19 protein-coding genes are annotated in these 19,194 nt (G+C 70.9%); 11 read left to right on the forward strand and 8 right to left on the reverse strand.

Annotated features, from left to right (window positions below):
- The first annotated feature begins 74 nt into the window (after window positions 1-74).
- From OG858_RS43870 to OG858_RS43905, 8 genes are all read left to right on the forward strand, one after another.
- A complete protein-coding gene (locus OG858_RS43870) occupies window positions 75-1,073 on the forward strand; it encodes a fumarylacetoacetate hydrolase family protein (RefSeq protein WP_086751825.1) in 999 nt (332 codons plus the stop codon).
- The gene (locus tag OG858_RS43875) at window positions 1,070-2,032 is read left to right on the forward strand and encodes a cyclase family protein (RefSeq protein WP_086751827.1); all 963 of its coding nucleotides are present in this window, start codon (window positions 1,070-1,072) and stop codon (window positions 2,030-2,032) included. Before OG858_RS43870 ends, OG858_RS43875 begins: the two co-directional genes overlap by 4 nt.
- A 23-nt stretch (window positions 2,033-2,055) precedes the next feature.
- On the forward strand, window positions 2,056-3,198 hold the full coding sequence (locus OG858_RS43880) for an FAD-dependent oxidoreductase (protein ID WP_086751829.1): 1,143 nt from the start codon (window positions 2,056-2,058) through the stop codon (window positions 3,196-3,198).
- Entirely contained in the window at window positions 3,195-4,193 is a 999-nt protein-coding gene (locus OG858_RS43885; RefSeq protein WP_328543833.1) for an amidohydrolase family protein, read from the forward strand. Before OG858_RS43880 ends, OG858_RS43885 begins: the two co-directional genes overlap by 4 nt.
- Window positions 4,194-4,217: 24 nt before the next feature.
- Complete coding sequence (locus tag OG858_RS43890; RefSeq protein ID WP_086751833.1) at window positions 4,218-5,156, forward strand: VOC family protein; 939 nt, start codon at window positions 4,218-4,220, stop codon at window positions 5,154-5,156.
- Between the two features lie 13 nt (window positions 5,157-5,169).
- Window positions 5,170-6,099 carry a fumarylacetoacetate hydrolase family protein gene (locus OG858_RS43895; protein WP_086751834.1) on the forward strand — a complete coding sequence of 310 codons (930 nt, stop codon included), beginning with the start codon at window positions 5,170-5,172 and terminating at the stop codon, window positions 6,097-6,099.
- On the forward strand, window positions 6,096-6,842 hold the full coding sequence (locus tag OG858_RS43900) for an SDR family NAD(P)-dependent oxidoreductase (RefSeq protein ID WP_086751836.1): 747 nt from the start codon (window positions 6,096-6,098) through the stop codon (window positions 6,840-6,842). The genes OG858_RS43895 and OG858_RS43900 overlap by 4 nt, the downstream gene beginning before the upstream one ends.
- A 222-nt stretch (window positions 6,843-7,064) precedes the next feature.
- A complete protein-coding gene (locus OG858_RS43905) occupies window positions 7,065-7,628 on the forward strand; it encodes a snapalysin family zinc-dependent metalloprotease (RefSeq protein WP_086751838.1) in 564 nt (187 codons plus the stop codon).
- A 207-nt stretch (window positions 7,629-7,835) separates the two neighbouring features.
- Here OG858_RS43905 and OG858_RS43910 read toward each other — a convergent pair whose 3' ends face one another.
- From OG858_RS43910 to OG858_RS43920, 3 genes are all read right to left on the reverse strand, one after another.
- On the reverse strand, window positions 7,836-9,281 hold the full coding sequence (locus OG858_RS43910; protein WP_319315362.1) for an FG-GAP-like repeat-containing protein: 1,446 nt from the start codon (window positions 9,279-9,281) through the stop codon (window positions 7,836-7,838).
- A 169-nt stretch (window positions 9,282-9,450) separates the two neighbouring features.
- A complete protein-coding gene (locus tag OG858_RS43915) occupies window positions 9,451-11,439 on the reverse strand; it encodes a hypothetical protein (protein ID WP_327747745.1) in 1,989 nt (662 codons plus the stop codon).
- Window positions 11,440-12,068: 629 nt separating this feature from the next.
- A complete protein-coding gene (locus tag OG858_RS43920; protein ID WP_319264642.1) occupies window positions 12,069-12,632 on the reverse strand; it encodes a DUF4396 domain-containing protein in 564 nt (187 codons plus the stop codon).
- A 211-nt stretch (window positions 12,633-12,843) separates the two neighbouring features.
- On the opposite strand from OG858_RS43920, the gene OG858_RS43925 reads away from it, so the two are divergent.
- A complete protein-coding gene (locus tag OG858_RS43925) occupies window positions 12,844-13,545 on the forward strand; it encodes a DUF5134 domain-containing protein (RefSeq protein ID WP_327747744.1) in 702 nt (233 codons plus the stop codon).
- A gap of 99 nt (window positions 13,546-13,644) precedes the next feature.
- Here the strand turns inward: OG858_RS43925 and OG858_RS43930 are convergent, their stop codons facing one another.
- The 4 genes from OG858_RS43930 to OG858_RS43945 form a co-directional block, all read right to left on the reverse strand.
- Window positions 13,645-14,556, reverse strand: coding sequence for a M56 family metallopeptidase (locus OG858_RS43930; protein WP_319065843.1), 912 nt, complete (start codon window positions 14,554-14,556; stop codon window positions 13,645-13,647).
- Window positions 14,553-14,921, reverse strand: coding sequence for a BlaI/MecI/CopY family transcriptional regulator (locus OG858_RS43935; RefSeq protein ID WP_037697597.1), 369 nt, complete (start codon window positions 14,919-14,921; stop codon window positions 14,553-14,555). The genes OG858_RS43930 and OG858_RS43935 overlap by 4 nt, the downstream gene beginning before the upstream one ends.
- A 291-nt stretch (window positions 14,922-15,212) precedes the next feature.
- Entirely contained in the window at window positions 15,213-15,857 is a 645-nt protein-coding gene (locus OG858_RS43940; protein WP_086748995.1) for a DUF305 domain-containing protein, read from the reverse strand.
- Between the two features lie 94 nt (window positions 15,858-15,951).
- Complete coding sequence (locus OG858_RS43945; RefSeq protein ID WP_086748994.1) at window positions 15,952-16,407, reverse strand: DUF6153 family protein; 456 nt, start codon at window positions 16,405-16,407, stop codon at window positions 15,952-15,954.
- A gap of 184 nt (window positions 16,408-16,591) precedes the next feature.
- On the opposite strand from OG858_RS43945, the gene OG858_RS43950 reads away from it, so the two are divergent.
- Complete coding sequence (locus OG858_RS43950; protein WP_256960512.1) at window positions 16,592-17,356, forward strand: alpha/beta hydrolase; 765 nt, start codon at window positions 16,592-16,594, stop codon at window positions 17,354-17,356.
- A 157-nt stretch (window positions 17,357-17,513) separates the two neighbouring features.
- Here the strand turns inward: OG858_RS43950 and OG858_RS43955 are convergent, their stop codons facing one another.
- On the reverse strand, window positions 17,514-18,005 hold the full coding sequence (locus tag OG858_RS43955) for a MarR family winged helix-turn-helix transcriptional regulator (protein ID WP_086748993.1): 492 nt from the start codon (window positions 18,003-18,005) through the stop codon (window positions 17,514-17,516).
- A gap of 101 nt (window positions 18,006-18,106) precedes the next feature.
- On the opposite strand from OG858_RS43955, the gene OG858_RS43960 reads away from it, so the two are divergent.
- Window positions 18,107-18,853: a dienelactone hydrolase family protein gene (locus tag OG858_RS43960; protein ID WP_086748992.1), complete on the forward strand. Its 747-nt coding sequence runs from the start codon at window positions 18,107-18,109 to the stop codon at window positions 18,851-18,853.
- Window positions 18,854-19,194: the final 341 nt, after the last annotated feature.

The following is a 19,194-nucleotide window of genomic DNA, read 5'->3' on the forward strand; positions in this document are numbered from 1 at the left end:
ATCAAAAGAATCGATTTCCCAGATTAGGTGGGGCGGCGCCAGATTAGTCGCACCGCAATCTGGAGGACACGCCCGTGAAACCCGTTGCCCCTTTCGCGCCCTTCGCCGGCCCGTTTGCTCTCGGCACTCTCTCAACCCCTGACCAGGCACCCTTCCCCGGCCTGGTGGTCCCGGAGAGGCACGTGCTGGACCTTCGGACGGCCCTCGAAGAGCCGGCCCTGACGACCCGGGGGATCCTCGAACGCTGGGACGAGGAGCTGCCTCGCCTGCGGGCCCTGGCGGCGGACGCGACCGGTGACGCCTGGCAACCGCTCGACGCGCTGCGTGTGCACGCACCCGTCGAGCCCCGCCAGATCTTCCAGTCCGGCGCCAACTACCGGCAGCACGTCATCGACCTGGAGGTCGCCCACCGCTCGCCCGACGACCCCCGCACGGTCGAGGAGGCACGGGCGGAGATCGCCGCGGTCATGGACCGCAGGGCGGCGGAGGACCTGCCGTACGTGTTCATCGGGCTGCCGAGCGCGATCACGGGACCGTACGACGACGTATTCCTGCCTTCCTGGGCCGAACAGCCGGACTGGGAGCTGGAGTTGGCGGCCGTGATCTCCCGGCCCGCCTACCGGGTGTCCGTCGAGGAGGCCATGGACCACGTCGCCGGGTACACGATCGCCAACGACCTGACCGACCGGGCAACCGTCTTCCGCCGGGACATGAAGGCGATCGGCACCGACTGGCTGCGCAGCAAGAACGCGCCCGGGTTCACCCCGCTCGGCCCGTGGATCGTGCCCACCGCCTCGGTCGAGGACCCCGGCGATCTGCGGGTCACACTGAAGCTGAACGGCGAGACGATGCAGGACGAGTCCACCAAGGACATGCTCTTCGGCGTCGCGCGGATCGTGTCGTACGCCTCGCAGACAGCCCGGCTCCTCCCCGGTGACCTCGTGCTGACGGGCTCCCCGGCCGGCAACGGCATGCACTGGGGTCGGCTGCTGCGGGCCGGCGACGTGATGGACGGTTCGATCACCGGGCTGGGCGCCCAGCGCACCCGCTGTGTCGCGGAGGAGGCCGCGTGATCCGGGACCGGCACGACCCCGAGGGCGCCATCGCCGAGGCCGCCAAGGCCTTCTCGAACTGGGGGCGTTGGGGTGAGGGCGACGTGCTCGGCACCCTCAACCTCCTCGACGAGGCCAAGCGGCGGGAGGGCGCTGCTCTCGTGCGGCGGGGTGCGAGTTTCTCGCTCTCGCAGAGCTTCGACATGAACGGCCCGCAGAAGGGCTGGCGGCGCCGCACCAACCCGGTGCACACCATGCTGGACACCGGCACGGACGCGGCTCTCGGCAACCAGGGTTTCCCGCACGGCATCGGCGGCGCCGACGACGTGATCGCGATGCCGTTGCAGTGCTCCACCCAGTGGGACGGGCTCGGCCACATCTTCGACCACGGCAAGGCCTGGAACGGGCGGCGGTCCGAGAAGGTCGTCACCTCCGACGGCGACCTCGTCACCGGCATCGAGCACATGGCGCCGTACGTCGCCGGGCGCGGGGTGCTGCTGGACGTGGGCCGGGTGGTGGGCACGGACGGGGAGCTGCCCGACGGGTTCGCCATCACCGAGGAGCACCTGACCGCCGCCGCCGAGGCTCACGGGGTGAGCGTCGGCCGCGGCGACATCGTCGTCGTACGGACCGGACGGCTGGCCCGAGCCCGCCGCGAGGGCTGGGGCGACTACGCGGGCGGCGACTCGCCCGGCCTGTCCTTCACCACGGCGGGCTGGCTGCACCGCACCGAGATCGCGGCGATCGCCACCGACACCTGGGGCTTCGAGGTCCGCCCGAACGAGTTCGAGCACGCCTTCCAGCCGCTCCACCAGGTCGCGATCCCGCACATAGGTCTGCTCATCGGCGAGATGTGGGACCCCGACGCGCTCGCGGAGGACTGCGCGCACGACGGCGTGTACGAGTTCTGGCTCACCGCCGCACCCCTGCCCATCACCGGAGCCGTGGGCTCACCGGTCAACCCGATAGCCGTCAAGTGAGCGGCGGAACAAGGGAGTTCCCCATGACCAGGACAACCGACGCCCGCAGAGTCCTCGTGATCGGGGGCGGCGCCTCCGGCAACGCCGTGACCGTCCTGCTCCGCGGCGCCGGTCTCACCGTCGACCTGATCGAGGCGAGACCCGACTGGAACGCCACCACCGGCTCCGGCATCACCCTCCAGGGCAACGCCCTGCGTGTCCTGCGCGAACTCGGCGTCTGGGAGAAGGTGCGGGCGTCCGGGTTCGCCTTCGGCTCGCTCGGCGTCACCGCCCCCGACGGCACCCTGCTGCACGAGGCCGAGGACCTGAAGACCGGCGGCGACGACCTGCCCGCCACCCTCGGCCTGCGACGCCCGCAACTGCAGCAGATCCTCATCGACGCGGTCCGCGCGTCGGGCGCCACCGTGCGCCTGGGCATCACCGCGGACATCAAGGAACAGGATGCCGAAGGTGTCACGGTGCGCTTCAGCGACGACACCACCGGCCACTACGACCTGGTGATCGCCGCCGACGGCCTCAACTCCGCCACCCGCGCCGCGATCGGCATCACCGACAGACCCGAGCCCACCGGCATGGCGATCTGGCGCACCCCCGCCCCGCGCCCCGAGAGCGTCACGCGCTCGGACCTCGCGTTCGGCGGCCCGGCCTACATCGCCGGCTACACCCCCACCAGCGAGACGACCCTCTACGCGTACGTCGTCGAGGCCAGCCGGGGTGACCGCTCCTCGATCCCGCCGGAGTCGTACGCGGACGAGATGCGGCGCCTCGCGCAGCGTTACGGCGGCGCCTGGACCGAGATCGTCACCCACATCACCGACCCCGCGACGGTCAACTACACCTGGTTCAACCGGTTGCTGGTGGAAGGTTCCTGGCATCGCGGCCGGGTGGTCGTGATCGGCGACGCCGCCCACTGCTGCCCGCCCACCCTGGCCCAGGGCGCGGCCATGTCCCTGGAGGACGCCTCCGTGCTCGCCGAGCTGCTCACCGGCGGACCGGCCTGGGACGACCAACTGTTCCAGGCGTTCTACGAGCGGCGCATCACGCGCGTGCGGACCGTCGTCGAGGCATCCGTACAGCTCGGGCAGTGGCAGCTCGACGGCGTACGAGACGCCGACGTACCCGGCCTCATCGGCCGCACGATGACCCTGCTCAAGGAGCTGCCGTGACGACACCCACGGTCGACGTGCACGCGCACGTCCTGCTGCCCGAGGTGGAGGCCCTGGTGGCCGACCACCCAGGCCTGGCCGAGGCCAGGGCGCTGGACGCCCGCCGCAACGGCCCCGCCGCCCTCGCCGTCAACGGCCCCATGGTGCGCGAGCGCCTCCCGAAGCTGACGGACGTCACCGTACGGCTGGCCGCGATGGACGCGCGGGGCGTGGACGTCCAGCTCGTCAGCCCGTCCCCCTCGCACTACCACTACTGGGCGGACGAGGAGACGGCCGAGAAGGTGTACCGGCTCGCGGGCGAGGCGACGGCCGCGCACTGCGCCCAGGCACCCGACCGGCTGCACGGGCTCGGCCTCGCGCCCCTCCAGCACCCGGATCAGGCGGTCCGGGCCCTCGAACACGCTCTGGAGCAGGGCTTGTTGGGCGTCGAGATCTCCTCCCACGCTCCGGGCCGGGAACTGTCCGACCCGGCGTACGAGCCCTTCTGGGCCCGGGCCGCCGCGACGGGCGCGGTTCTCTTCCTGCACCCGTTCGGCTGCACCCTCGACGGGCGGCTGGACCGGTGGTACCTGTCCAACACCGTCGGCCAGCCCACCGAGAACGCCGTCGCACTGTCCCATCTGATCTTCTCCGGGGTCCTGGACCGCCACCCGGGGCTGAAGCTGATCGCCGCGCACGGTGGCGGCTACCTCCCCACGCACATCGGCCGCGCCGACCACGCCTGGACCGCCCGCTCCGACGCGGGCGCCGACTGCGCCCGCCTGCCCAGCAGCTACCTCAAGCGGTTGTACTTCGACTCCCTCGTCCATGACCCGTACGTCCTGGGGGAGTTGATTCGCGTCGCGGGCGCTGACCGGGTCCTGCTCGGCTCCGACTTCCCCTTCGACATGGGCACCGAGGACCCCGTCGGCGCACTGCGCGCGGCCCGCCTGCCCGATGCCGACTTCCACGCGGTACGGGGCGGCAACGCGGCCGTCCTGCTGCGGCTCACCTGACCCCCACACAGGAGGAAACCCGTCATGAGCGCACGCCTGCTCACCCACCTGCGCCACGTCGACCTCGCCGTGCCCGACTACGACAAACAGCTCGACTTCTACGCCGGCGTCTGGGGCCTGACCAAGGTCGCCGAGGACTCCGGCATCTCCTTCCTGGCCGCCGAGGGCTCGCCCGAGCAGTACGTCGTACGGCTGCGCAAGGCCGAGGAGAAGCGCCTGGACCTCGTGTCCTACGGCGCCGCGAGCCCGGCCGACGTGGACACCCTCGCCGAACAACTCCTCTCCCAGGGCGTCCAGCTGATCTCCCAGCCCGGCAAGGTCGACACCCCCGGGGGAGGCTACGGCTTCCGGTTCTTCGACGTCGACGGGCGGACCATCGAGGTCTCGGCCGATGTCGAGGTACGGCAGCACCGCAGGATCGAGGAGAAGGAGTCGATCCCGGTCAAGCTGAGCCACGTCGTCCTCAACTCCCCCGACCTGAACCGCACCAGGGAGTGGTACGAGCGGCACCTCGGCTTCCGCCTCTCCGACACCCTCATGCATCCCAGGATGGGTGAGGCGATGCACTTCATGCGGATCTCCAACCAGCACCACTCCATGGCCATCGCCCAGGGCCCGCACACCGCCCTGCACCACGTCTCCTTCGAGATGCGCGGCATCGACGAGTACATGCGCGGTTCCGGCCGCGTCATCCGGGCGGGCTTCAAGAAGGTCTGGGGCCCCGGCCGGCACCTGGCGGGCGACAACACCTTCAGCTACTTCCTGGACCCGCACGGCAACACGGTGGAGTACACGACGGAGCTGGAGGTCCTCGACGAGGACACCTGGCACCCGCACGTCTACGACTTCTCCCAGCCCGAGGTCGCCGACCAGTGGGGCACGGCCAACCCGATGAACGAGTTGGTCGCCAAGGAGTCGTTCAACGACGTCGACCGCGGCGTGTTCGTCGCCCCGCCGGTGTAAGGGGCGCCGACCATTGCGTATCGCCACCTACCTGTACCAGGGACGGCGCCACAGCGGAGTCGTGGACGGCACCGTCGTCCGCGCGCTGCCGGACGGGACCTCGCCGCTCGACGCGGCGGCCGGGGTCCAGCCGGTCGGCCCCGCCGTACCGCTGAGCGACGTACGTCTGCTGCCGCCGCTGGAGCCGCCCACCATCCGGGACTTCGTCACCTTCGAGGAACACGTCGAGGGCGTACGGCGGTCCGTCGACGGAGTCGGCGGTGTGCCCGAGGCCTGGTACGACGCGCCTACCTTCTACTTCACCAACCCGTACGCGGTCATCGGCCCTCACGACGACGTGCCCGTGCCCCCGGGCTCGACGGTCCTCGACTTCGAGCTGGAGGTCGCCGCCGTCATCGGCCGCGAGGGCCGCGACCTCACCCCGGAGCGGGCCCGCGACCACATCATCGGCTACACCGTCCTCAACGACTGGTCCGCGCGTGATCTCCAGTCCCGCGAGATGCAGGTCCGTCTCGGCCCCTGCAAGGGCAAGGACACGGCCGCCACGCTCGGCCCGTACCTCGTCACCGCCGACGAACTGGAGCCCTACCGCGACGCCGACGGCTTCCTGCGCCTGGCACTGACCGCCGAGGTCAACGGCGAGGTGGTCGGCAGGGACCTGCTGTCCAACATGAGCTGGACCTTCGAGGAGATGGTCGCCTACGCCTCGCGCGGCACCGTCGTACGCCCCGGTGACGTGCTCGGCTCGGGCACCTGCGGCAACGGCGGCTGCCTGGCGGAGCTGTGGGGCGTACGCGGGGAGCAGTCCCCGCCGCCGCTGAAGCCCGGCGACACCGTCACCCTCACCGTCGAGGGCATCGGTTCCGTCTCCAACACCGTGGTCGCGGGGACCGGTCCGGTGCCGCTGCCGAGTGCCCGCCGACGTACCCGGGAGCGGCCATGAGCACACCGCGCAGGCTCAGCGGCAAGGTCGTGGTCGTCACCGGCGCGGCCCGGGGCCAGGGCGCCGCCGAGGCCGGGGCCCTGGCCCGGGAAGGAGCCCGGGTCATCGCCACCGACGCGCAACCGGAGGGCGACTGCCGCCGCCTCGACGTCACCAGTGAGCGGGACTGGGCCGAACTGGCCGCGGAGCTACGGGACTCGTACGGCCAGGTCCACGGCCTGGTCAACAACGCGGGCATCACCTGGCGGGCCCGGCTCGGCGACGTACGCCCCGAGGACTTCGCCCGCGTCCACGCCGTCAACGTCATCGGCCCGCTGTTGGGCATCCAGCACCTCGCGCCTCTCATGCCGCCCGGCGCGTCCATCGTCAACGTCGGTTCGTCCGCCGCGCTCACCGGCCACTACCCGGTCGCGTACACGGCCAGCAAATGGGCCCTGCGGGGTCTGTCGAAGAGCGCCGCGACGGAGCTGGGTCCACTGGGCATCCGGGTGAACACGATCCACCCCGGCTTCATCGAGACCGACATGACCGCATCCGCCGCGCCCGCCTTCCGCGAGGCGAACGTCCGCGAGACACCACTGGGCCGCACCGGCACCGCGGACGAGGTCGCGCCGCTGGTGATCTTCCTCCTCTCCGACGAGGCGTCCTTCATCACCGGCGCGGAGATCCCCGTCGACGGCGGATTCACCGCCCACGGCGGCGCCAAGTCCATCTCCGACGCGCTGCGTCCGGAGGCGCCCTGAGGATGCTCGACGGCAAAGGTGGCACTGATCCAGGGTGCGGCCCGGCGTCTGGCCCGGCGGGATCGGGTACGCGCACTTCGGCGCGCCCAGTTGCCGTACTCCCTGTGGGGCGGCATCCGGTGGGGATCACCTCGGATTGACGGATTCACCTCCGTCCACACCGGGCAATGGGCCAATAATGTCATGAGCACGACTGCCCCTTCCCCCACGAGGAGGTCGATCATGCACGTCCGTACGCTGACCGGTGGCCTGGCCGCTGCTCTGCTGGTGTCCTTGTCCCTGACGGGTGGCCAGGCCCTTGCTGCCCCTTCCGACGCGGCTGATGTCCCGCTGGCCGCCCGCGTCTTCACCTACGACGCCGCCGGCTCGGCGGAGTTCAGGAGCGCGGTCGACCGGGGCGCGGCGATCTGGAACGAGAGTGTCGACGCCGTGGAGCTGCGGCCGGTCGCCGCCGGGCAACGCGCGAACATACGGGTCCTCGCGGACAACGGCTGGCCGCGCGCCCTGCCCACCACCCTGGGCAACGGAACCGTCTACATCGGGCGCCAGGCCGTCGACCAGGGCCACAACACGATCCGTATCTCCGCCCACGAACTCGGGCACATCCTGGGCCTGCCCGATCGCAAGCCAGGACCGTGCTCGAGCCTGATGTCCGGCTCCAGCGCGGGCACCGCGTGCACGAACCCGTACCCGAACGCGGCGGAGAAGGCGGAGGTCGAAGGGAACTTCGGCGGCGTACTCGTCGGGCGGGCCCCGGCGGCTCGCACCGAGGTGATCGTCGACTGATCGAGCCGCACCACGGGTGAGGAAGGCTGTAGGCCCGGTGCCCTGCTCACGCGGGGAGGGCCCAAGCCGGACGGACCCACAGCCGAACGCCCGCCCCCGTCCTCGGGCGGGCGTTCGCGCGTCGCCCGGTGTGGCGGACCATCTCGACCCGTGCCGCCGGGCCCGGCCGGTCACCCGTGCCGGGCCCGGCGGCTGCTCAGTGACTGTTCAGCGAGCGAACACGTCCGCGAACTTCCGGCCCGCCACCACCGGGTAGCCGAAGTCCGTCGCGTTGAAGGACGTCGCCGAGGTCGTCGTCAGGCCGGAGGCCGCGCCCCGCAGCACCCACGCCGCCCCGTCGTCGTAGCCGTTCGGCAGCACGTCCTCGCCGAACGCGCCGATCGCCAGATCGGCCTTGCCGTTGCCGTTGATGTCGCGCAGGCGGAGCGAGGAGCCGAAGTGGTCCCCGGCCTCCGCCGCGCCCGGCACGCCCGTCGTGGCCTGGTGGAAGGACTGGGCGCCGACCGTGGTCAGACCGTTCGGCCCGCCCTTGAGGAGCACGACGTTGCCGACGTTGCGCTTGCCGTCCACGCTCTCGTACGGGGCGCCGACCGCCAGGTCCGCGCGGCCGTCGCCGGTCACGTCGCCCAGGGCGAGCGCCGAGCCGAACCTGTCGTACGCCTCGTCGGTGCCCGGGACTCCGGGGCTGTCCTGGTGGTACGTGCGGCCCTTGAGCGGCAGCCCGGACGCCGAGCCGTACCGCACGATGAACGAACCACCCTCGCCGCCGGCCTCGTCGGCGGTGACCAGGTCGTCGTACCCGTCGCCGTTGATGTCGCCCGTCGCGACGGCCCCCGACCACCATGCGGCGGAGCCGGTCGTCCCGTCGTCGCTGAGGTCCGTGTGGAGGGAGCCGATGTCGCCGTGGCCGCCGTGCAGCACGCCCACGTAGCCGGGGGCCGGGGAGCCGTCCGGTGCCGACCGGGTGCCGTGCAGGACGTACTCGAAGCCGTTGCCGCCGTCCTTGGAGGAGAAGTGGCCGGCCACGATGCCGTCCAGCCGGACGCCGTCCGGCAGGAAGTCCACCTCGGGGGCGAGTGCGCCGTCCTGGGCGGGCCCGCCGTCGCCGTACCACCAGAACGTGTCGTTGCCGACGACGGCGAGCTGGGGGCTGCCGTCCCCGTCGAGATCGGCGAAGGCCGCGCCCTCGCCGAAGCCTGCCGCCCCGGCGTTCGGGGCCGTGAGCGACATGCCGCCGGAGGTGAACGGCTTCGCGCCGCCCCAGACGATCGTCACCGATCCGCGCGGCTTGCCGGTGACCTCCTCGCCGGGCGCGCCGACGATCAGGTCGGCGTAGCCGTCGTGGTTCACGTCGCCGCTGGTGACGTTCTCGCCGAACCTGTCCACGCTCTCCGAGGTGCCGGGCACGCCGGGGGTGTTCTGGGTGACGTTCACGAACCGGGTCCGGCTGATGCCGGCGGCGGAGCCGAAGAGGACGGTGACCGTGCCACCGCTCGCCTTGGGTGTGCCGATGGCGAGGTCGCGGTAGCCGTCGCCGTTGAAGTCGTCCGCCGGACCGGAGGGCGCCGCGACGGCGGCGGGCGTGCCGAGCCCGGTGACGGCCAGGGCGAGGGCGGCGGCAGCCGTGGCCACGGTCAGGGTGCGTCTGTGCAACGTAATGCTCCCGTCTGAGAATCCGACGCCCGTACGACCCCCTTGGTGCACAAAGGGTTGTACGGGGCGGAAGACGGAGTGAACGGGGGCGCCCGACCGACTCGACAGCCGGGCGCTCCCGTTCGCGAACTCGACAGCCGGGCGCCTCAGTTCGTATGCGAGGGTGCTCTCAGCGCACCGTGACCGCTGCCGTCGTCCCCGAACCGTTCGTCCAGCCGGACCGCTTGGCCGTCACCTTCACGCTGACCTTGTGCCCCTTGTCGGCCTTCACCAGCACGTACGTCGACCTGGTGGCGCCGGTGATGGTCTTTCCGTCGCGCTTCCAGACGTACGTGTACGAGGTGGCCGTGGGCGACCAGGTGCCGTGCGCGGCGGTGAGCTTGTGACCCACCTTGGCCGTGCCGGTGATCGTGGGCGTCGTGCCGGCCTTCAGTGCGGGGCCTACGGCGACCGTGACGGCGGCTGAGGTGGAGCGCGTCGAGCCTGCGTTGTTGGTGACCGTGGCCCGGCAGGACAGCCCGTGTCTGTAGTCGGACGCGGTCAGCGTGCGGGTCTTGCCGGTGGCTCCGGAGATGACCGTGCCGTCGCGCAGCCAGGACCAGGCGGCCTTGGCGCCGGTACCGGTCCAGGCGGCGTTGCAGGTGACCTCGGAGCCCGTACGGACGGTCCCGCTCAGCGTGGCCTTCGAGGTGATCGCCGGCTTGGTCAGCAGGGTCTGCCACCGGGCCGAGACCTGGCTCGTGTAGTCACCGCTGCCCGCGGCCGTACGTGACAGGACGGTGGCCCGGCCGTCGGGGCCGGCGGCGACCTCGCCGGACAGCGCCTCCGTGCCGGAGACGTCGGGGACGGGCTCGCTGTCGAGGGCGGTCGCCTTGCTCCAGGTGCCGTCGGCGCGGACCGCCCACTGGAGGTAGTGGTCGTTGCCGTTGTCGATGCTCGGCACCTGTGGCCAGACGACCTGGACGGTGCCGTCGGCGCCGATGGAGGCGTCCACGTCGAAAGTGACGTACCCGGTCGACAGCGTCTTCGGCGTGGACCAGGTGCCGGTGCTCGCGGAGCGGGTGACCGCCCGTACGACCGGCTCGCTGGCGGCGCTGCTCCAGCCCACCCACACGTAGGTGAGGTCGCCGTTGGGCCCGGTGAGCGGGTCGCTGCCGTCGCTGTAGGCGAAGGACGTGACCGCGGTCTGTACGTCGCCCCAGCTCGCGGACGGGGAGGTCCGGGTGACGGCGTTCAGGTCGGTGCCTGTCCCGGCGGCGTTCGCGCCCCGCCACAGTACGGTGGTGGCGCCCTTGGCGTCCGACGTCACCTGCACGGCACCGTCCGTGTGGCCCACACCGGGCAGCACGGACGCGTCGCCCCAGGTCCCGGTGGCCGTGGCACGGGTGGCGGTGAGAACGGTGTGCTGTTCGCCGTCGGCGGCCTGGTCGTAGACGTCCCACACCGCGGTGGCCGACCCGTCGGGGGCGACGGCGAGCGCGAGGTCGTAGACGGAACCGGTGGTGACCGAGGCGACCGGCTGGGCCGTGGACCAGGTGGTCGCGCCCGGTGCGCGGGTGGCGGTCATGACCTTGTAGTCGTTGAACTCGCCCTGCTGCCATACGGCGGTGAGGGTGCCGTCGGCCGCCGGGGCGAGCCGGGGAAGGCCGAGGTAGGTGCCACCCGGGTACGAGGCCATCGGAACCGGCTCCGACCAACTGCCCCCCGTCGGCGTCCAGGTGGCGGCGACGGCGGCCAGGTCGCCGTCCACGCCCCGGCCCTCCACCCAGGTCACGACGGCCTGCCCGATGGGCGTCACGGTCAGGACCGCGGGGGAGGTGCTCTCGCGGCCGGTGGCCAGGGTGTGGGAGGCACTCCACGTATTGGCTCCGGCGGGCTTGACGGCGACGTCGAAGTCCCAGTGGGTGCCGTCGGCCGCCCGGTCGCGCCACAGCGCGAACGTGGTGCCGTCGCCGGCGGTCCTGACGTCGATCAGGGTCTGCCGCCCGTCGGCACCGGTCAGCGCGGTGGCGGTGCTCCAGGGACCGGCCGCGGCCGTGTACCCGGCGGCGGCGGCCGCCGGGATCGCCGGGACCACCGCGGTGACGACGGCCACCGCGGTGCCGAGCGCCAGGGCGGCGACTCTCGGTCGACGTATGCGAGATGTGCTCGGTGCCACGACGGCTCCTGTTTCCGGTGGGGTGTCGCTGATGGAACTCGACGTGGGGGGAAGTCAGTGGTGACGGTACCCGGCCTGGTTGCCCGCCCGGCTGTCGGAATGGTCTAGAGACGATCAAGGTTTCATCAGGTGTGTGTGATGCCGACTTCTCCGACGGCATGCCGGCTCCGGACGTGGCGTCCGGCCGAGCAGAGATGAAGCACGGGGCATACGCACACTGGCGCAGCGTCGAACGGGAGACGCTTCCTGGAAGTGCATCACGCAGGATCCGGCGAGACGGCGAGACGGCGGAGCGTCGGAGACTCCGCTCCACCCCACCCGATCATGGCTTTCCGGAACCCTCCATGGACCCACTCGACCTCTCGGCCACGGCCCCGCCGGAAAGACTGGGCGGCTCCTCAGCGGTCCGCCGCGACCGCACGTGGTCCATCAGTACGGCCGACGACCACCGTCCGCACGGGCGCGCACGAGGGGCGTCCATCGACGACCCCGTCATCTCTCCGCTCGACGGGTCGGCGACGCCCCGAAGCGCCCCGGGCTGACGAGCGTCTACACGTACGACGTCCTGCCCTGAGCGGTAGGGGTGTGTGCTGCTCGGGTGTCCCGGACGCGCGCGGCCGGATGTGGCGTCAGTGGTAGGCGTGGACGACGGCGTGGCCCTTGCCACGACCGATCATCCACTTGTTCACCGGCGTGGTGATCAGGAAGGCGACCGCGAACCCGCCCAGGAGGGCCGACCAGAACAGTCCGTCGTCGAGATGGGCGTCCATCGCTCCCGGCGTGAGTGCGATGATCGCGTTGTCGACCAGCTCCATCACGGCGATCGAGACGGTGTCGGCGGCCAGGGCCACCTTGATCGCGTTCTTCCAGTCCAGACCGGCCCGCCGCACCGCGAACAGCGTGAACGAGTAGCCGAAGACGAACGCGAGGGTGATGGCCAGAACCATGGTCGGCACGTTTCCCCATCGCAGGGCGGTGCCGATGACCATGCCGAGGACCTCGCCGATGGCGCACCCGGTCAGGCAGTGCAGCGTCGCCTTCGCCGCCATGGGCCAGGATGCGCCACCGTGCCCTCCGTCGGGGGTCCCCCGGTCGGAGTGATCCACGTGGCCGGCGTGGTCGATGTGGCCCTGGCGGTTTTCGCCGGTGGCGTCGTCGTGCGCGGCGCCGTCATGGTGAGCGCTGTGGTCCATTCCCTTTCATCCCCATTCTCGTCAGTGCCGACCTGTCGGCGGTTTACCGAAAGGCTATACCCCTGGGGGGTATAAGGCGAGTATTGCTCGGCCCTCCGTTCCGGATGTCAAGCGCACTGCTCTGAGTCCGATCCTCGTCCGCTACGTACTAAGCAGGTACGTAGTAGTCGACGAGGGTGAGCCGGCGCCGGCCCCCGCGAAGGGTGGCGACGTGACGGGACACCTTCTTGGCTGGACGCTGGTGGTGCTGGGCACCGGGGTGGCCGTCGGGAACCTCGTGCGCATGGCACTGGTCAGCGGCTGGGCCCGGTTCGAAGCGGGGGCCGAGGCCGTGATGGGCGGGGGAATGGCCGTGATGGCGGCGCCTCCGACAGCGGTTCTCTACGGGACGTACGGCATGTGGTGGGCGGCGGTGTTCGCGGCGCTCTGTCTCGGTGGCGTGGCCCTGTCCGTACGGCACGCCACCCGGCGCGGTGTGCGGCATCTGCGGCACACCGCTCACCTGGTGATCGGCAACGCCGCCATGGTGCTGATGACGCTGGCCATGCCCGGCGCCGCATCGGGGCCGACGCTCGCTTTGGCCGGCTCTTCCGGACACGGACACGGGGCCATGGCAGGGATGGAGGGCATGAGCGCCCACGGCGTGACCGAAGCCGCCGCCACCTCGGGTTCCGCGCTGCTGTGGCGTGTCGCCTTCTGGGCCCTGGCCGCCTACTTCCTGGTCTTCGTGGCCCTGGCCGTACGTGCCTGGATGCGGGACCCGGGCGGATCACCCGCTCCGGCGGGCCCGAGGGCCCGTCACCGCCGAGCGCCCCGGACCCCCGGGGTGTTCTCCTTACCGAACGCGCGCCTGGCCGGCCACATCGGCATGGGCGGCTCGATGGCGACGATGCTGGTGATGATGACCGCCTGACGGCGAACGTCACTCGACGAACCCGCTGGTCGTGTCAATCCTGGTTCACCTGCGTCGTCGGTCCTCGCGGTCGTGCCACGCCAGACCCGTACGAATGCGTCAGCCGATGCCGAGCGGGCAGGCGACCAGCAGCGGCAACAGCGGAACGGCAGCGGCTGCCGCGGCCATGGAGCCCCGGAAGGCGGGGTGCGGAGCCCTGCGCGGCCCGAGGACCCGCCGCATCCGGATCAGAACCGTCTGTCCACCCACCGCGAACGCGCCTTTCGGGGTCCGGGCCGCCGCCATCTCGTACAGCGCGGTCGCCAGGACCCCGTCGGAGTGGGCGCGCAGGGCACGGTCGTCGGCGACCATCTCCAGCAGGAGCGCCGTCTGTTCGCGGGCGAGGCGGGCCAGGGGGAGCCGGGGGAAGACCGAGTGGAACGCCGCCGCGGCGGCGAGTGCCAGATGGTGGCGGCCGGCGATGTGGGCCCGCTCGTGCTCCAGAACCGCCGCGAGTTGTTCGGGGGTCAGCGCCCGTACGGCCGCGTCACTGACCACGATCCTGGGTCGGCGGCCGGGCAGACAGTAGGCGGCGGGCACGTCGTACGGCAGGACGGTGGCGCCCAGCCGGGCGGAGCGGCGGCCCACCAGGTCCACCGCCTCCCGGTGCCTGGACCGAACTCGACGGGCCCGTACGACATGGAAGGTGAAACTTCCCGCGAGGGCGACCCCGAACGCCGGGGGAAGGGCGGCGGCGAGTCGGCCCGCGGTGTCGGGATGGGACCCGCCGGAGCCGATGTCGAGGCCGCAGGAATGCAGCAGACCCAGCAGTCCCTCGTGCGAGTGCTCCGTGGGCATGAGCAGGTTGTACGCGGTCAGCGCGGTACCGAGCGCGAAGGAGAGGGCCAGGGCGTGCCAGACCGCCACGGCCAGGGCGGGTGCCCGGTGTGGCCAGTCGGCCCGCAGGAGGAGGCGTGGGGCCACGAAGCCCACGAGCGCCGTGTAGGCGACGAGAGAGGGAGCCGCGTTCACGACTTCGCCTGTCGTCCCACGGTACGCAATGCCTTGCGCAGCGCGGCCTGCTCCTCCTCGGTCATGTTCTCGACGAAGTGGACCAGCGCGGCCGGCCGGTCCTTGCTCGCGCCCAGGCCGTCCTCCATCAGAGCGGCGGCGTACGCCTCACGGCTGCGCACCGGAGAGTAGAGCCAGGCGCGTCCCTGTTTGCCCCGCAGCAACCATCCCTTGTTGTAAAGGATGTTGGTCACGGTCATCACCGTGGTGTACGCGACGGGACGGGTCTTGTTGATGTCGTCCACGACCTCGCGCACCGTCGCCGGACGATGCCACGTCCACAGGCGGTCCATGATCTCCGCCTCCAGGTCCCCCAGCCGTCGCATGGCCATGACTCCCTTTCGCCGCCGACCCGCACTTGAATACGCAAGGGCATAGTAGATGGCCCACCTGCGCAGGGAGTCGCGCGAGGGCGGCGGGCAGCGGGGGCGGCGGCCGGACCCCAAGGATGTGATCGTCATGCAGGCCCACGGTTACGGTCACGGCGAGGCTTGGCCGGGTCGGTGCGGTCGGTGCGGCCGATGAGTGGGCCGTCCGGGTCCCGCAGCGTGAGTGCTGCGGGACCCGGACACGCGGTGTGGCGGCGCGAGTCGACCGGTCCGCTCGCGCCGGGATGCTCAGAGCCGGTCGAGGATGCTCTTCAGTTGCCTGACCTCGTCGGACTGGCCCTGCACGATGTCGCCTGCCATCTTCACGGCGTCCGCGTTCTCACCGTTCTTCTGCTCGTCCCGGGACATGCTGATGGCACCGTCGTGGTGCTCGATCATCATCTCGGCGAACATCTTGTCGAACTCGGCACCCTTCATGCCCGCGAGGTGCTCCATGTCGGAGTCGGACATCATTCCGTCGCCGTTGCCGTGGTCCATACCGGGCATCGATTCGACGTCGGTCGGCTCGTTCCAGGACTTGAGCCACCCCTTCATCGTCCTGATCTCGGGGTCCTGAGCCTTCTCGATCTTGCCGGCGATGTCCTTGAGCTTCGCGTCGGCTGCCCGGTCGTCGGCAAGCCCGGCCATCTCCAGAGCCTGCTCGTGGTGCGGGATCATCATCTGCGCGAACGTGATGTCCGCATCGTTGAAGTCGGCGGATCCGGCCTCGCCGGCCGCGGACTCCGAGGACTCCGAGGCCTTGCCACTGCCGTGATCCATACCGCTCATGTCATCGCCGCAGGCGGAGAGGAGCAGGGCGCCGGCCGCGATGACGCCCGCGGCGGCAGCGCGGCGGGTGGTGCCGCGGCGCAGGGCATGTGTGAAGGCAGTCATGTCGATTCACCTCGTGGTGTTGGTTCTGTGGCTGTTCGGGAGCAGGCGAAGCCGCGGGTCCGCGCGTGATGCGCGCCCGCGAGAGCGGTTCGGCCTACAGCCGCAGAACTGACAGACGGGTGAGATCGGGTCTGCGTGGCGGGCGGTTGGGTCGCGACACGGCGGCGAGCTGGGCGAGAAGCAGCGCCGGCCGATCCTGACGGCGCGCGAGCGCCGACTTGAGGAGCGCGCTGAGAACCCATGTGCCGAGCAGGACCGCCACACAGAGCGCCAGCATGTCCATGGCCATTGCGGGCTGGTGCGAGGACGTCGACTCCGGCGTATCCGTGCCCTGGCCGCCGGTGACTGTGGCGGCTGGAAGGCTCATCGGGTCGTGGGCCGACGCCGTCGTGTCCGTCGCAGTCGAATGGGACGCGGTGCTCATGTTGGAGTGCGCCGACTCGCTGGGATGTCCCGTGCTGTGCATCGCGAAGACGCCCAGAGCGAGCACGACGACGAGCAGCAGGCGCCCCAGGGCACCTCCTGCGCGTGCGCACCAACCCATCTTCATACGGACTCCGTTACCGACCGATCTGGATCTGCTTCATCGACAGTACCCAGGAGGCGTGGGGCCCGCTGGAGAAGAGGGCGATTTCTACTGATGTACTAAGCTGTTTAGTGGCAAAGGTCACTGTCCCGTCTGTCGGATCCTCGCAAGGGAATTCGGCCCCCTGCCCGGGCGTGGGGCGCTTGCCGTGCTGCAGGCCGGCCGCAACCCCGATGCCGAGGGACGCCGTCTGCCCCGTGGGCTGGGCGAAGCGCTCGACCTGGACCGGATCGGAATGTACGGCCACTCGGCCGGAGGCATCACCGCGGCCGAGACCATGCGCGTGGACCGTCGCATCGACGCGGGCATCAACATGGACGGCACGCTTCAGCACAGCGGCACCGAATACCTTCCGGTGGCCCTGGAAGGGCTCGACCGCCCGTTCATGCTCATGGGCAAGGCGAGTCAGACTCACCTGATCAAGCCGTCCTGGCAGTCGTTCTGGGACCGCTCGACCGGCTGGAAGCGCGACTTGAGCCTGGAGCTGGGCGGCCACTTCAGCTACACCGACACTCAGACGATCGTGCCGGCTCTGGACGACACCTGGACATCCCGGCGCAGACCCGCGAGCAGCTCATCGGCACCGGGGACCCCGAGCGCAGTACCGCAGCCCAGCGTGCCTACATCACGGCGTTCTTCGACCAGCACCTGCTGGGCCGGCCACGACATCTGCTGGACGAGTCCTCCCCGGCGTGGCCCGAAATACGCTTCGTTCGATGAGCGCGGCGGCCTCGCGGTCGGTAGGGCATCCTGCCACCGCCAGGTGGCAGGGCTGCTCGAAGCTCGAAGCGCACAGCCTGATCGCAGTTGCTTGATGCGCCGTCCGAGCGCGGCCTTTGGACGTTGTCGCAGGGGATGTGCTCGATGCCGACTGCCGGCCCGTCCGTTCGCGGGCGGGCCGGCGGTTCCGTAGTCGCGGATTGGCGGTGACGATGTCGTGCCGGGTGTAGAGCCACGGCCTCGCAACACCGGCCGCCCTCGCGATCGACGTGAAGCCGGTTCGGCTGCCGGTGCGTTGTGCTGAGAACAGCGCCTCGGGCAGCCGGCGTTGATGCCGATGCCGATGCCGCTCAGGACGCCCGCGTGTGGTGGTCCAGCAAGCGGCTGAGCAACCACACGAGTTGGTCGCGTTCCGCCGGACTCAGCGGCGCGAGCAGTTCGTCGTGGAGGTCGTCCAGGACCTTGTCGAGACGGGGTAGGTATCGGCGGCCCCGAGGCGAGATGGTGATGATGTTGCGGCGTCGGTCGTCCGGGTCCGGTGCCCGCTCGATGAGGTCACGCTCGGCCAGTTCGTTGAGCACGCCGACCATGTCGCTGCGGTAGATGCCGGTGCGCTCGCTCAGCGCCGCTTGGCTCCCCGGGCCGATGTCCTGCAGCGAGGCGAGCACGGCGTAGTGCCACTTACGGGCGTCGACCTGGGCCAGCCCTTCGCTGATCAGGCGGTCCGATCGCACGGACACCTGCGACAACAGTCGGCTCGCCCGTCGTCGCAGTCTGTCGGGCGTCTTGAGCGCGCCGATGTCGGCCAGGTCCGCGGCGCCGTCTCTGATCACGGTTCCCATCCTACCCCTTTGCGTTAGTGCGACTAACGATGTACGTTCGCTCGCGCCAATAACGTTAGTGAGACGAACGTTTGTCGAGTGGACTCCAAGGAAGGAAGCCCTTGCCCACCAAGGAACTGCGGATCCCCACCACGGACGGCCAGGCCGACGCCTTCGCCGCCTTCCCCGACCGCGGCGAGCGGCACCCGGGGGTGCTGATGTACACGGACGGCTTCGGCATCCGGCCCGTGCTGCGGGAGATGGCCCGTGAACTGGCCGGGCACGGGTACTACGTGCTCGTCCCCAACCTCTTCTACCGGTACGGCCCGGCACCGGTGATCGAACTTCCCGAGCACATCGGAGAAGAGATCCGGCCCGCGGTCATGACCCGGTTGATGCCCTTGATCGAGGCGCACACCACCGAACGTGCCCTGAGCGACGCCGACGCCTACCTCAGGTTCCTCACCAGCCGGCCCGAGGTCGGCGCCGGACCGGTCGCGGTGACCGGCTACTGCATAGGCGGCCTCCTGGCGATGCGTACCGCGGCGGCCCACCCCGGCCAAGTGGCCGCCGTCGCCGGATTCCACGGCCCCATGGGCGCTGACGGGCCCGACAGCCTGCACCGCCACCTCTCCAAGCTCACGGCCAAGGTCCACCTCGGCCACGCCGAAACCGACATGACGCCCGAAGCCCTCGGCGAGCTCGGCCAGGCCCTGGATGCCGCGGGTGTCGACCACACCTCCGAGATCTACCCCGGCACCGTCCACGGCTTCACCATGTCCGACACCGACGCCTTCAACCCCTACGCACTGCAGCGCCACTGGGACCGCCTGCTCGCCCTCCTCGACCGCACCGTGGCCAACGGCTGACGCTCCGGCCCGGGGGCCGAACCCGAAGTGCGCGGCTCCGCGGCCCGTAGCCGACCCGCCGACCGTGAAGCAGCGGACGGGAGCCGGCCATCGTGGTCGTGCGCCGCAGTTGCATGCACCTGGCAGGCGGTGCGGTCGCGTCTGCCAGGCAGGCCGTCGCCGCGCGGCGGGCCGTGCTCAGCCGGGTAAGGCGAGATGCGGGAACAGCGCGCCGTTCGTCCCGCACAGCCTCCCTGTGCTCCTCAACCTTCCACAGCCCCGAACCGGCTGGCCGTCGAGCCGCTCGCGGACGCCGCTCGACGGGGCCGGCACCTACTCGCACTGACCGGGCTGACGGCCCT

This window comes from Streptomyces europaeiscabiei (assembly GCF_036346855.1).
Lineage (GTDB): Bacteria > Actinomycetota > Actinomycetes > Streptomycetales > Streptomycetaceae > Streptomyces > Streptomyces europaeiscabiei.